A 13674-nucleotide genomic window follows, 5' to 3' on the forward strand; every position below is an offset into this window, starting at 1 on the left:
CTTGTTATTGTTTTATTTAAAAAGCGCTTCCAAAATCCTGATAATAAAAGGGCAGTTTTTTTCTTCGCTAACCTGCCCTAAGTTTTATTGTTGAAAAATTACTTTGTGTTTCTGTTGGTCGATCACATAATCCAGATCCAGGGATGTAGCGATGGTATGGATCACATTATCCATACTGCGACTTCTGAGTTCTGCAGTAAGGTGCAGATCACCAATAGACTCATTGCTCATTTCAACTTTAATATCGTATCGTCGTTCAAGTTGCTTGGCTACCTCGGTCATCTTCGTATCATCAAATTTGAGGTTACCTTCCTTCCAACTCAAATAAATATCTAAATCATTAACCTCTTCAGTGATCATGCGTTTACTGTTCAGGTCAAGCTTACCTAACTTTCCTTTCGTAAGTATTACCCCATCATTGGTTTGAGCTCCTTCGGCTTTGAAAGATACCACGCCATCCTCTACCACTGTTCTCACTGTTTTATCATCCGAGTAATTACGAATAGCAAAAGAAGTACCTAAAACCTGTACAACAGCACCTCTTGTTTTGATGATAAACGGCCGGTTGGGATTTTCAACTACATCGAAATAGGCTTCGCCTTCAAGGTAAACTTCACGCACATTTCCGGTGAAAACGGTTGGAATAGTAATACGGCTATCTGCATTTAAAAACACTTTACTTCCGTCCGAAAGTGTGACTCCTCCACGCTTACCTTTGGGCATGAAAATATCTCTCAGAACGGTTTCCTGAACTTCAGGTACCGGCACATAGATAGATTTGAAGGTATAAAAACCGAAAAGACCCGAAATAAGAAAAATCGCCGCAACCCTCATCAATACCGACCAGGTAGAATTCAATGAAAATTTACTTCGGCTTGCCGTGGTCTTAATATTTCCTACCAGGGCTTCATCCTCAATGCGATTCTTTAAAACCGTCCAATCCATTTCCGTATTGAACAATTCTGAGGAATAATTCTTTTGCCCCGAATAAGACCATATCTTTTTTAAGTCTTCAAGATATTCGCGATTCCCGGGACTTTGGTATGCCCATTTCTCCACTTGTTTTTTCTCAGAAGCAGAGCATTCGCCGGTTATATATTTGGAAAGTAAATTAATATCCAAGTTTACTTTATGATTAAATGATTACCGATTTCAGTTATAAGACAGGCAGCAATACTGCTACCCCTAAACTTTCTTAAAAATTTTTGTAAAGCCTTTTGCCTGCAGTTCATCCCGAATATCCTGAAGGGCATTTGCTACGTGGTTTTCTACCGTCTTTCTGCTAATATCAAGTACTTTAGCTACTTCCTTGTAAGACAGCCCATGCTTTCTGTTAAGCTCGAACACCATTCTTCTGCGGTCCGGCATCCGGTCAACGATCTTCCATATTTTACGGATCAGCACTTGTTCCTCGTCACTGATATCATCAGGAATAAGTTCCCTGGTAACACTGTATATCTTCTGCCCCTGCTGTTCCGATTGATACTCATCAATAATTCGAAGACGGGTATATTGCTTTTCAAGCAGATTTAAAGATTGATTACGTACGGATTGATAAAGGTAGGCTTTGATTGAAACCTGGATCTCCCAATTTTCCCGGTTTCTCCAGATCTTAAGGAACACATCCTGCACCGCATCTCTTGCAAACTCCCTTGATCTGGTTATACTGTTCGCAAAATGACTTAATTCTTTATGGTACCTGAAAAAAAGCTGCTCAAAAGCTTTATCATCTCCCTTTTTGATCATAGCAACCCATTCCGAGTCATCCCAACACGGTTCTTTTTTGTCGCTAAAAAAGATCGAAGACAAAAACATTACACTAACACTTATGACACACTTATTTATTAAAAATGTAATTTCAAATTACACTAAAGTACAATTCAAAAATCATTTATAATTTAATTTTCACTAAATGATTATTTTATTAATGAGTTAAATTACATTTTTGAATTCTATTTTAAAGTATTAAGTAGCAAGTATTTAACTTGCTACTTAATGATTTGACTAATAGTTGAAACCATCCAATCTGTAAATTAGTCTCTTCGAGAGCCAGCTCCATCAGGATTTCCGCGGTAGTAACGGAAGCTTTCCATAGGCTTGCCATCTTTGGCACCGCGTTCAAATACTCGTCGGCGCATTCGCTCCAGGAACTCTTCTCCTTCATTTCCTGGCAGGTCTTCCAGATTCGGACCGGTATAGTTATCAAAAGCAGAAGTAAACTGACTTACATACTTAGAAAGGGAACGAACTTTATTTTCTGCATAATCAGAAATATCTACCCAGGTATTTTCGTGTCCGGCCGTGGTACTGTAGAATAGGTAGTCGGTCACAGAATGCTCTTTAAGTCCTTCGTTGATAATTTGACTTGGGAAGATCAATCTCCATTCTGCAGCACGTGCAGCATCAACAGCCAGGTAAGAAGCAGTACGGTGATCTGTTTTATGCCATTGCTGATATCCATATCCAGGATCAAACGCCATTAATGTAGTTGGCTGTAATTTGCGGATCCACCAAACAATGCGTTTTACCACTTCTTCACGATCTGCGAATTCCAGCATTCCATCTGTATAACCAAGGTTGATGTAATTTTCTTCGGGTATCCCCAATTCCTTCAGTGCATCAACTTCTTCTTGCCGACGAATCTTTGCAAGACGGTCGCGAGTCATAGTAGGATCTCCGGTTCCAACGTTCCCGGTTGTAAGTAACATAACGTATACTTCATTGCCGTTATCCTGAAGCATAGACATCGTTCCATGAGATCCGCCATCATCATCTGGATGAGCTCCAATAAAAAGTATTGTTCTGCCGGTCCATTCTTCTACCGGTGTTTCCGGCTGTGCAAATAGCAAAAAAGGAGTAAGTGCAAAAAATGCCAGCAAGATTGTTATTCGTTTCATCTTCATTAAGTTTTAGTTATTTGGTTAGTTCACGATAAAATTCGATGAGTCAGTGAGTAAAGAAGCTGCAGCACGATCAATGATCAATTCTACATTTGCATGAGTTTGTAAAAAGGTAACCGGCCATTCAGCAGTAATTTCGCCTTCAATTAATTGTTGCACGGGTCTTGCTTTATGAGCGCCCCATGCCATGCAATAGATCTTTTTCGCATTCAATATTGTTTTTACACCCATGGTAATTGCCTTTTCAGGAGTTTGATGTATTCCCCCGAATGAATCGGCTGCATCCCTGCGAGTTTTTTCATCAAGGTGAATAAGGCGGGTTTCAGATTCTATTGATGAGCCGGGTTCATTAAATCCAATATGCCCGTTGCCCCCAATTCCCAAAAGCTGTATTTCGATCCCGCCATAGCCTGCGATCTTACGTTCATAGGCCTTACAATAATGATCAACCTCAGAGACCTCAATATCTCCTTCCGGAATAAAAACCTGCCCGGGGTCTACGTCGGTATGATTGAACAACCTTTGATTCATGTAGTAGTGATAACTATTCCTGCTTTCGGGCCCGATCGGATAATATTCATCAAGATTAAATGAAGTAACGTTTTGGAAACTCAATTCACCCGTCTCAACACTTTCAACCAGCAGATCGTACACTTTTTTAGGTGAGCCGCCCGTAGCCAGGCCAAGTACCGTTCTTTTTGAATCGGAATCATTTGTATGAATCCTGGAACGCAGAGCATCGGCTATATACTGACTGCCCGACAGTTTATCCTCAAAAACTCTAACTGTTATTGAACTCACAGTTTTTTCCATCCGCTTGATCAAACTTTGCACTTACTTCATTTACACATAAGACGGATGAGAAATAGCCTACCCCTAAATCTTTTTTTGATATCCATTCACAATCTCTTTTTAAGATCTATTGGACAGGAGAGAATTAGCTTTGACTTAAATTTTCTGAAAAACTGCTCCGTTATTTTGGACCACCTTAAGTTTTTCAAATTCATCACTCAAAAATGAACGGGAGAAAATCCCAAAAAAAGAACAAAAGAACTTTGAAGATGTAGCAACTTTAACCTTATATTTGGCGCCTACCAAAAGCCTCGGTGGTGGAATTGGTAGACACGTTGGACTTAAAATCCAATGGATATTAAAATGTCCGTGCCGGTTCGAGTCCGGCCCGAGGTACCAATAGCTCAGTAAAGCATTGTTTTTACTGGGCTATTTTTGTTTTTACTTCTATCTTTTCGAAGTTTTTTTCCAACATTTAATTTCTTCATAAATCCAAAACCCTTTTTGCTATCTTGTGGAGGAACACTGTAAAAATATTCCTGAATTTTTTATGCCTCAAAAATTTCGTTTAATATCAATTCATGTTATTATTAAGACTATGTGCTTTATTGCAATGGCAAATAATTGATAAAGATGGACAAACAAAAGCGTAAGACAGTAATGATCGTTGAGGATGATCTCATTCTTAACTTGCTGTATGAGAGTTATCTCGAAAAATTGGGGTACGATGCCGAAGGTGAATTGGTGTATGGCAAAACAGCTATTGAAGTTGCCAAAAAGATCAGTCCCGACCTTATTTTAATGGACATCTCTTTGGAAGGCGAGATCGATGGTATTACCGCAATGAAAGAAATCCGGAAATTTTCTAATGTCCCTGTCATATATATAACCGGAAACTCTGATCCGCATCATGTACAACGTGCCAAGGAAACCGAGTATCTGGATTATCTGGTCAAACCCATCGAGTTCAACGATCTTAAAGATTCCATTGAAAGAAATCTGGACAAAATTCAAAAGTAAAATAATTCTTTTTTACTTTACCGGGGTAACATAAACCTCTTTTCTTTTTTGCCATGAAGCCTGCATACCTTTATGTACTCCTTGCCCTGGTTCTTTTTATAACGAATTGCTCTTCATCTTCAAATACTTTGGAGCAGCCTCAAAGGGTTTTGAACGTCGAACGCCCTATTCCTTACTCTTTAGAACATCCGGACTATTTTCAGAAAGCGATTGACAAAGGAACCCGCACCAAAACCGGAAATCCGGGACCCCATTATTTTACCAATTCCTATAAGTATGTACTCGATGCTGAGTTGGTTCCTGCAGATACCATGCTCTATGGAGAAGCTTCCATTTCATACACCAATAACTCTTCGGATACGCTTTACTACCTGGTTTTTGAATTAGCACAGAATTTACATAAGGCCGGCGTTCCCAGAAATGAATTTGTAGAGATCACAGGTGGAGTACACATCAGTAGAATTTCTGTGAATGGAACCGAATCCAAGGAAATGACCCGACAAAGGCCTACTTATCAGGAAATTGGCACAAATCTGGTGGTATATCCTGATGAGCGCATCTTACCAAATGAGAAAATAAATGTTGAGATAGATTGGAATTTTAAAGTACCACAGGCCGGTGCAAGCGGACGTATGGGATACAGCCAGGACAATGTATTCTTCATCGCCTACTGGTTTCCGCATATCTCAACATATGATGACCTGGATGGATGGTTTGGAGATAACTTCACCGGCAATGCCGAATTTTATTATGATTTTGGAAACTATGAGGTCAATATTACAGCCCCCGAACAATGGCTGGTTATGAGTACCGGACAGCTCAAAAATCCAGATGAGGTTCTTTCTTCTGCCCTGCTCGACCGTTATACTGTAGCTCAGCATTCCGATACCGTTGTGAATATTGCCTCATCGGCTGATTTCGGCCAATTAACCCAAGTCAGTGAAGACGGAACTTTAACATGGAAGTTTGAAGCTAATCAAGTCAGGGATATCGCCTTTAGTGCTACCAAAGAATCAAATTGGGATGCCAAACGAACTCCCATTGGAGATTTGGATAACGATGGTAATACGGATTACACACTCATTAATGCTTTTTGGAGAGACTTGGCTCCGCTTTGGGAAAAATCAGCAGAATACACCGCCCATTCCATTTCCTATCTTTCTGACTATACCGGAATTTCTTATCCGTGGCCTCACATGACATCTGTTGAAGGAGCCGATATCATTGGTGGAGGCATGGAATTTCCTATGATGACCGTCATCGGCAGTTATAACAATCCCAACCCGAATGTTTCGCAGGCTCGAAAAGAACGAGCTCTATATGATGTCACTGCACACGAGATTGCTCACATGTGGATTCCCATGATCGTGAGTAGCAACGAACGCCGACACGCATGGATGGATGAAGGCGCTACTACTTTTCATGAAGCCCAGGCACGGTGGGACTATTTACCGGATACCTTCAGCCGTTTAGCTGAATTTAACAGCTACCTGCCCATTGCAGGGAATTCTCTTGAAGGAGAGATCATGCGCTGGTCCGATTATCACTATCCCGGCCCTGCTTATGGAGTAGCTTCTTATCCCAAACCCGCATCAGTGCTAATTGCGTTACAAGGAGTTTTAGGGGAGGATGTATTCAAAGAAGCATGGGAAACATTCATGAGCCGATGGGCTTACAAACATCCAACTCCATACGATATGTTCAATACGTTTGAAGATGTTTCGGGTCAAGACCTCGATTGGTTTTGGAGATCCTGGTATTTCGAAACCTGGACTCTGGATCAGGCTGTGGATAAGGTAGTTCAAAATGGTAAAGAAGCTGCCATCACCATCCGGGATTTTGGAAAAGTAGTTATGCCTGTAGATTTAACGATTTCGTTTGAAAACGGCTCCCAAACTGAAGTACGCATTGGTGTAGATGACTGGATGATGGGCAAACGAATCACAAGCACGCGGGTTGATGCGCCATCACCCATTACCAAAGTAGAAATTGATGCCAGGCATTATTTCCCGGATGCAGATCGCGCAAATAACATTTGGGAACGTACAGAATAAATCAAAGGAGTTTTCGCTAAAGGGAGATTTCCTTTACGGATCCTAACAATTTTCCCAAAAATTTATTCCCGTATACCTTTTGAATGTGTTCCATATCCGCAATAATGACGAGCAATTCTTTGCTTCGGGAAAAAGCCACATTTAATAACCGAGGAACCGATAATCCATTTTTATTCTCATCAAACGGGCGAACCGAATAATGTCGCTTGCCCCCATTTTGCCATTCACCGCTCATCACCGTATCAAAAATAATAACCGGTTTTTCGCGCCCCTGAAAGGTATGAATAGTGCCGACTTCGATATCACCAAAACCTTTTTCCCAAAGGTGACTTCTTACTTTATACACACTGTTTCTGAAAGGCACGATGATCCCAATATTTTCCGGAGAATGATTTTTAGTGAGCCGTTTTACGCTTTCTTCGATCAAACGATGGTGCACTTCGTTGATTGGCTTAAATCCGCGTTCACCCGATTCCTGTTCCAGCGCCGGATTGTATTTGGCCGTATCCACTAAAGCCACAGAAGCCGAACTCCCGTTATCCAAATTACGGCCATCTGCGGGTTTCCCGGATTTCAACCTCCCCTCATAAAACACCGAACTGATTACTCCAGCCAGATCATCTTTCATGCGATACTGCACATCAAAAAAACTGGTAAAATCCTTGTTAAAATCATGCCAGTTAAAAAGATCTTCCGTCGACTCAGATTTAGATACAAAAGTAAAAATATCCTGCTCCAGAAATTCTCTCGATTCGGGATGATCCGTGATGGCAATAGGAGGCAACTGCATCGGATCGCCGGCAACCACCAAATGTTTTTTACTTTTAGCAGCCATCAAAAGCATGTATGGAATCCCAGCCATCGAGCCTTCATCCACCACCACCGCATCATAACTCAGGTTATAGAAAAGCTCTGATGTACAGACTTTGGCTAATGTTGTAGCCACCAGTTTTTTCTTCTTCAACTCATAACGCTCATTCAAATTCATGAGCCGGTCGATCTCAATTTCCAGCGATTCTATCCCGCCGTGTTCATCAACTTTGTTGCCGGCGAGTTGCGTTTCGAGGTCTAATTTCTCGGGAACCTCCTCCCCATTTCGCATGAGATCATCTACCGTTTCCTGTAGTTTTTCGTAGTTGCTGAGAAGATTTTGTAACTGAACGGCATCGGCTTTTCGGCCATCCAGTTTCGCTTTCACCTGATGTTCAAACAGAATGTCTTCGAGTCTCGCATCATCTAGTGCAGCTTCCCCAAAACGGGTGGTGTTTTGCAGATTAAATCCCGGATCAATTTCATACAGTGCATCCATCACACTCAGCAATCCAACATCCACAGCACGATTGGTATTTGAGACAAACAATACCCGTTTATTCTGATTGAGTAAGTTAGCCACGATGTAGCCAAGCGTAGCCGTTTTACCCGTTCCCGGAGGTCCCCATACGTACAGAATATTGTTCTTCAGGGATTTTTCGATGGCATCCCGCTGAGACTCATTTCGTAACTCATCTACTTTTATTTGGGGTGAACCGGACCCTTCTTTGAAATACTCATCCGGTTTGAGAAGAGCTTTTAGCTGGGAAATCTCATCTGCCTTATCCTGAAGTTTAAGCAGGTGTTCTTCCATTTTCTTGAGTACATAATCATTCTCCCACTCCAGGAACACCTCATTAATTTTACTGCCCACATTTTCAGGAAATTCCAGCCGAACCTTCTTGTCCTTGAACTCCACCGGCTGCACTTTGTACTCTTTGGAATCGATCTTTGCTCGAATCTCTTCCGCAAACCGAAGACCTTTGTTCTGAGTTTCAAAAGTATAGATATACTCCCCGGAAATTTTCTCAAGATCTCCGCTAAAAAGTACATCCGTGGAAGGAGTCTCTCTGACCGCTAATATCTCTTTTTCGATGGCATTAATCGCCTGCTGTAAAACCGTTTTTATCAAATCTAAATTATCCCTTCAAAATTCAATGTTCGATGTTGGTAGTTGGATGTTCTACTGATCCCACAATTCGGCCCGAATCATCTCCGAGCTTTTCTCTGAAAGCAGATACTCGAGCCGTAATCGACTGCGTTCCGGTACTTTTTGCTCTACCAGTCGAGCACTGTCTGTGGTGTACAAGATAAGATCTGATTCACGAACAAACAGCGGTAATGATTTCCCGTATGTTGTCCCGGCCACAAAAGATCCTTCAAAATGAATAGAACGTTTAAGCTCGTCGATGATCTTTGGAATGGTGTCTTCCGCACCGGTTACAAGTCCAATGGTATCAATGGCTGCGCGATCTACCATGGAAAGCAAAATATCCGGATCGAAATCATACACGATCGGCAGGATCAGCAAACTGTCGCGCAGACTTCGGAATTTATTCACCAAGTGAATGGGAATAAATAGCGCATCATATTTAGCTGCTTTCTCATATTCATTGATGCTGATTACCTGACTCTTCACCCCAACCTGTTTTTTGATGGCATCCGAAAGCATCCGCCCCATCTCGTGATTTTCACCCACACTTGCCGAGGTTTGAATACGATCCGGCCACTCCATAAAACCCAACTGCTCCTGAAACAAGAGTTCGATCTCAGATTCATCAAGCCCATACCCGATCAACTCTTCTACCAATGCCTGAACTTTCTCACCACCCACTTCAAGCCGTGCCGATTTATCGAGCAGCGGCGTTTGGTTTTTTACCGTGAAGCCTCGACCCTGTTCACCAAGAATCAGCCCTTCATCTTCCAGAATATGATAGGCTTTACGAACAGTATGAAAACTCGCTTCCAGCTGTTGCCCCAATTCACGCGTAGAAGGCAACATCTCGCCCACCTGAAATTGTTTGGTAGCGATCATGAGACGAATGCGATCAGCGATATGTTTGGCAGAGGTTTTCAATGATCACCCATAAAAGTCTTCAATGATCTCAAGATAAGCTTTCACCGTTCGTTCCAATCCCCAAAATAGAGACTTACTGATAAGCGCATGACCAATGCTTACCTCATTAAGTACAGAAATGGTCTCAAGCAGATCCGGCAGATTTTCTAAATTCAACCCATGCCCGGCATTTAATTTAATACCCAGATCATTCGCCATTTTTGCCGCTTTTCGGAGCCGGGTAAGTTCGTGCTGTCGTTTAGCTGGATCAGCATTAGCAAATGTTCCGGTGTGAAGTTCAATAGCATCCGTTCCTAATTCATGGGCTAATTCAATATCCCGGAGATTTGGATCTAAAAATAAACTGATCTCGATATCCGTTTCCCGGAGTTTTGGAAAAACCCTGTTCTTATAATCATCAAAAACAGTTTCCATGTCGAGGCCGCCTTCGGTGGTCAGTTCTTCACGTCCTTCCGGAACCAATGTGCAGAGATGCGGATCAACTTTCGTGCAAATATCGAGCATCTCATCGGAGGCAGCCATTTCGAAATCCAGCTTTCCGCGTACATTTTCTTTCAGGCGAAAAACGTCTTCATCCCGAATATGCCTGCGGTCTCCCCGAAGGTGAAATACAATTCCGGCGGCTCCGGCTTCCTCACACACCCGGGCCGCTTCAATCGGGTCGGGATATCCTTCTCCCCGGGCATTCCTGAGCGTTGCAACGTGATCGATATTGACGAGTAATTTCATATAAAACGAATGACTATTTAAATTCTCGCTTCAAAAGTAAGCATATCCGTTTATATTTACAGGTCATGAAAATTTTCGAGGAAAAAATGAGGGGCCTGTTTTTCACAAAATTCATTTTGTTGCCCCTTTCATCTTATGAGGTTTTAAAACGAAACATCATTTCAAATGAAGAATTTATAGTTCCTACAATTCCAACGGGTTAATCTAAAGACGCCTCACTTTTCTCTTTAGCACATTGAAACTTTTAAACTACGTTTTATGAAATTACTCTTTAGGCTTTTACTGATTGCCGGGCTTCTTCCTGTTTTCAACGCGACGGCACAACAAAAATCATCTGCTATGAATAATGAATTTGAACATTTAACCGCATTTTTTCAGGACCAATGTAATGAACATGGAGTAGTTGGCGGGGCCCTGGCTATCATTCAGAATGGAGAAACCATTTATAAGACAACCCATGGTGTAAAAAATCTTGAGTCAAAGGCTCCTGTCACTGACAGCACCATTTTCCACTGGGCTTCCATCACCAAAACATTTACCGGTATTGCGATCATGCAACTTCGGGATCGGGGATTGTTATCACTTGATGATCCCGTAACGAAATATCTACCCGAACTTCGGGATGTTCATAATCCATATGGCAGCATGGATGGTATCACTATTCGTCACCTGATGACACATTCAGCCGGTTTTAGAAATCCAACCTGGCCATGGGGAGGTTCTGAGGAATGGCATCCTCATGAGCCTCAAAACTGGGAGCAAATCGTAGCGATGTTTCCATATACAAAAATACTCTTTGAACCCGGCTCTGACTGGAGCTACTCTAATCCCGGCATAATTTTCCTGGGTAGAATTATCGAAACCATCACTTTGGACGATTATGAATACTATATCCAGAAAAACATTCTTGCCCCTCTTGAAATGCATCGAAGTTATTTTGATCGCACCCCTCGCTACCTACTCGATGATTTAGCGCACAGTTATTTTCAATCAGAAGATGGAAGTTATCAAGAAGGAAGATTTAATCTTAATACCGGAATCACTGTTTCGAATGGAGGACTGAATGCTCCCATTGGGGATATGATGAAATACCTCAATTTTTTGCTGGGAAACGCAGATAAAGAGGCTTACGAATTCATTCTTAATAAATCCTCTTTAAGCGAGATGTTTACTCCACAAATTGCAGTTTCTGATGATGGCAGTGATGCACCTGAAAATGCCGGAGGACAACAAATGGGACTTTCTTTCTTTTTGGGCGAACGTAATGGCACTTCGTTGATTGGTCACAGCGGAAACCAAAACGGCTTTATTTCCCACATCTATATAGTTCCGGAACAAAATGTGGGATATGCAATTGTTTTTAACAGTTTAAGACAATCCAGGCAAGTCGATCGCAATATCCTGGATTATCTGCTCGAACATATTTTTTAATTATACGTCATTTAATGAAACTTATAAATTCAATATTATCATATATATTTACCTTGTTAATTTTTTATTATGATTTTTTATTGTGATTTCACATTTTAGTTCAATCCCAAAACCTAAGACTTTAGCCTACTTAGGGCTGATTATCTCCTTATGCTGACGAAAGAAAAATTTGAACTTTTTTTCGAGCAATATTTTGATGATATCGCGTCTTTTTTATCTCTCTATACCAATTGTCCGAATCAGCTCAAAGATTGGACACAAGAGGTTTTTTTGAAGATTTGGGAAGTCAGAGAGCGCATCGATCCTGATCATCCTTCCGTAAAAAGCTACCTCTTAAAGGTTGCAAGAAACCATGCTTTAAAAAAATTACGGAGTAAAAAACAGTACGAAAGCTGGTTGCAGGAACACATCAGAAACCTAACCACCAGCCATCCCCCGAAAGAGCCCGTCCTAAATCCTCCTGATTTTGATGATGCCTATCAAACAGCGCTCTCTAAAATTCCAACTCGCGCCCAGCAAGCGTATCTCCTTAGCCGTGAAGAAGGCCTCAATTATAAAGAGATCGCCCAAACCATGAACATTTCCACAAAAACGGTTGAAGGACAAATTAGCAGAGCTCTCCGAATTTTAAGAGAAGAACTCAAAGACTTTCGTGGCCTTTAAATACGCTTTTTCCTCCCCCTAACGACCTTTCAATACAGTTCTTCAAAAAAAATAATATTCAGAGTAAGGGTGCCCTCCAAAAAATGGATATTAATAGTAGAGACACTAATTAAACGTTTATGAAAGAGATACCTAAGAAACAGATTTTAATTAATTATCTCTTAGGACTTTGCACCCAAAACGAACTTGATCAGGTTGAGGGATGGCTCGATGAGTCACCGGAGCATGTTCAAATTTTGGAGCAGGTTCTCAGGGAAATCAGGTTAACTAAACCGCCTGAGCTAAATAAAACTCATATTAAAAGATCCGTCTTTCAACATATTGAGGCAGGGAATCAGGAAAGAATAAGACCGCTGAAGCCTAATAAACATAATAATAGCTGGGCGGTAAAAGCGGTTGCTATGGTTTCTGTTTTCATAATCGCATTAAGCCTGACTTTTAACATTGAATCCACCAAAACAGCAGCTCCCCAACCTGAAAAACTACCATTGCAGCAACGTAATTTGGCGTACGGGCAAACTTCAACCTTTCGATTTAGTGACGGTTCCGTTATCACCTTAAATGGAGGAAGTTCGCTGAAATTTCCTGAACAGTTTGAAAAGGATAAACGTGAAGTTTACCTGGAAGGCGAAGCCTATTTTGATATAGCCCCCGATAAGAACCGGCCTTTTCTGGTTCATGTAGGTAATACAACTACCCGCGTACTTGGAACCTCTTTCAACATAAAGGCTTACGACAACGACAAAGAAATGCAAATAGCCGTTGTTGAAGGCAAAGTTGGTGTAACATCTAATTCCGCCCCTTCAACCAAAAACCCTGAAGAACAAATTGTATTGGAAAAAAACCAATGGGCTACCTATCACCGCTCCGGAACTTTAGTGGAACAAGGAGAAGGAGATATTTGGGAACAAATTGCGTGGAAAGATCAAGTATTGATCTTTAACAACAAGCCATTTTCCGAAGTAGCCAAAATGCTGGAGCGATGGTATGGAACAGAAATTATTATTAAAGGAAAAGAACTCAAAGATGCTAAACTAAAAGGCAAACATAAGAGTATGAGCCTGGAGCAAGTTCTTCAGTCTATACAGTTTGTACTTGGTATTGAATATACCATTGAAGATCAGGTGGTCACTATTCAGGCATCTGAAAAGTAGCTAAAAAAGGCCCGAGTTAATCTCACATGTTGGCGCATCGGATT

General features: G+C 41.4%; 12 protein-coding genes and 1 tRNA gene. 6 read left to right on the forward strand and 7 right to left on the reverse strand.

Features of this window, described 5'->3' with window-relative positions; genetic code table 11:
- Window positions 1–84 precede the first annotated feature (84 nt).
- From B151_RS0105750 to nagB, 4 genes are all read right to left on the reverse strand, one after another.
- The gene (locus B151_RS0105750; protein ID WP_020402658.1) at window positions 85–1122 is read right to left on the reverse strand and encodes a FecR family protein; all 1038 of its coding nucleotides are present in this window, start codon (window positions 1120–1122) and stop codon (window positions 85–87) included.
- A gap of 63 nt (window positions 1123–1185) precedes the next feature.
- Window positions 1186–1815, reverse strand: a complete 630-nt coding sequence (locus B151_RS0105755) for an RNA polymerase sigma-70 factor (RefSeq protein ID WP_020402659.1) — start codon at window positions 1813–1815, stop codon at window positions 1186–1188.
- Window positions 1816–2033: 218 nt separating this feature from the next.
- Window positions 2034–2897 carry a PIG-L deacetylase family protein gene (locus tag B151_RS0105760; RefSeq protein ID WP_157470698.1) on the reverse strand — a complete coding sequence of 288 codons (864 nt, stop codon included), beginning with the start codon at window positions 2895–2897 and terminating at the stop codon, window positions 2034–2036.
- 24 nt (window positions 2898–2921) lie between these two features.
- On the reverse strand, window positions 2922–3701 hold the full coding sequence (gene nagB / locus B151_RS0105765) for a glucosamine-6-phosphate deaminase (protein ID WP_169332192.1): 780 nt from the start codon (window positions 3699–3701) through the stop codon (window positions 2922–2924).
- Window positions 3702–4000: 299 nt separating this feature from the next.
- Between nagB and B151_RS0105770 the strand changes: the two genes are divergently transcribed.
- The 3 genes from B151_RS0105770 to B151_RS0105780 all read left to right on the forward strand — a co-directional run bounded on the left by B151_RS0105770 (window position 4001) and on the right by B151_RS0105780 (window position 6766).
- A tRNA-Leu gene (locus B151_RS0105770) sits at window positions 4001–4091 on the forward strand.
- Window positions 4092–4325: 234 nt separating this feature from the next.
- The gene (locus B151_RS0105775; RefSeq protein WP_026166513.1) at window positions 4326–4712 is read left to right on the forward strand and encodes a response regulator; all 387 of its coding nucleotides are present in this window, start codon (window positions 4326–4328) and stop codon (window positions 4710–4712) included.
- A 53-nt stretch (window positions 4713–4765) separates the two neighbouring features.
- The gene (locus B151_RS0105780) at window positions 4766–6766 is read left to right on the forward strand and encodes a M1 family metallopeptidase (RefSeq protein ID WP_020402663.1); all 2001 of its coding nucleotides are present in this window, start codon (window positions 4766–4768) and stop codon (window positions 6764–6766) included.
- 16 nt (window positions 6767–6782) lie between these two features.
- Here the strand turns inward: B151_RS0105780 and B151_RS0105785 are convergent, their stop codons facing one another.
- From B151_RS0105785 to B151_RS0105795, 3 genes are read right to left on the reverse strand one after another with little or no spacing between them, the layout of a single operon-like run.
- Window positions 6783–8708 (reverse strand): DEAD/DEAH box helicase, encoded by a 1926-nt coding sequence (locus tag B151_RS0105785; protein WP_020402664.1) that lies wholly within the window; start codon window positions 8706–8708, stop codon window positions 6783–6785.
- Between the two features lie 51 nt (window positions 8709–8759).
- Window positions 8760–9653: a GntR family transcriptional regulator gene (locus B151_RS0105790; RefSeq protein WP_040516593.1), complete on the reverse strand. Its 894-nt coding sequence runs from the start codon at window positions 9651–9653 to the stop codon at window positions 8760–8762.
- Window positions 9654–9656: 3 nt separating this feature from the next.
- Window positions 9657–10382 carry a pyridoxine 5'-phosphate synthase gene (locus B151_RS0105795; RefSeq protein WP_020402666.1) on the reverse strand — a complete coding sequence of 242 codons (726 nt, stop codon included), beginning with the start codon at window positions 10380–10382 and terminating at the stop codon, window positions 9657–9659.
- 258 nt (window positions 10383–10640) lie between these two features.
- Between B151_RS0105795 and B151_RS0105805 the strand changes: the two genes are divergently transcribed.
- The 3 genes from B151_RS0105805 to B151_RS0105815 all read left to right on the forward strand — a co-directional run bounded on the left by B151_RS0105805 (window position 10641) and on the right by B151_RS0105815 (window position 13630).
- Entirely contained in the window at window positions 10641–11813 is a 1173-nt protein-coding gene (locus B151_RS0105805) for a serine hydrolase domain-containing protein (protein ID WP_026166514.1), read from the forward strand.
- A gap of 150 nt (window positions 11814–11963) precedes the next feature.
- A complete protein-coding gene (locus B151_RS0105810; RefSeq protein WP_020402669.1) occupies window positions 11964–12476 on the forward strand; it encodes an RNA polymerase sigma factor in 513 nt (170 codons plus the stop codon).
- A 119-nt stretch (window positions 12477–12595) separates the two neighbouring features.
- Window positions 12596–13630: a FecR family protein gene (locus B151_RS0105815; protein ID WP_020402670.1), complete on the forward strand. Its 1035-nt coding sequence runs from the start codon at window positions 12596–12598 to the stop codon at window positions 13628–13630.
- The last annotated feature ends 44 nt before the right edge of the window (window positions 13631–13674 follow it).

The organism is Gracilimonas tropica DSM 19535, from assembly GCF_000375425.1.
Classification (GTDB): Bacteria; Bacteroidota; Rhodothermia; order Balneolales; family Balneolaceae; genus Gracilimonas; species Gracilimonas tropica.

Excerpts from the sequence above, each read along its gene's own strand:
- B151_RS0105755 (WP_020402659.1), bottom strand. The coding sequence starts at position 1,815 with ATGTTTTTGTCTTCGATCTTTTTTAGCGACAAAAAAGAACCGTGTTGG.
- B151_RS0105760 (WP_157470698.1), bottom strand. The coding sequence starts at position 2,897 with ATGAAACGAATAACAATCTTGCTGGCATTTTTTGCACTTACTCCTTTT.
- B151_RS0105775 (WP_026166513.1), top strand. The coding sequence starts at position 4,326 with ATGGACAAACAAAAGCGTAAGACAGTAATGATCGTTGAGGATGATCTC.
- B151_RS0105780 (WP_020402663.1), top strand. The coding sequence starts at position 4,766 with ATGAAGCCTGCATACCTTTATGTACTCCTTGCCCTGGTTCTTTTTATA.
- B151_RS0105795 (WP_020402666.1), bottom strand. The coding sequence starts at position 10,382 with ATGAAATTACTCGTCAATATCGATCACGTTGCAACGCTCAGGAATGCC.
- B151_RS0105805 (WP_026166514.1), top strand. The coding sequence starts at position 10,641 with ATGAAATTACTCTTTAGGCTTTTACTGATTGCCGGGCTTCTTCCTGTT.
- B151_RS0105810 (WP_020402669.1), top strand. The coding sequence starts at position 11,964 with ATGCTGACGAAAGAAAAATTTGAACTTTTTTTCGAGCAATATTTTGAT.
- B151_RS0105815 (WP_020402670.1), top strand. The coding sequence starts at position 12,596 with ATGAAAGAGATACCTAAGAAACAGATTTTAATTAATTATCTCTTAGGA.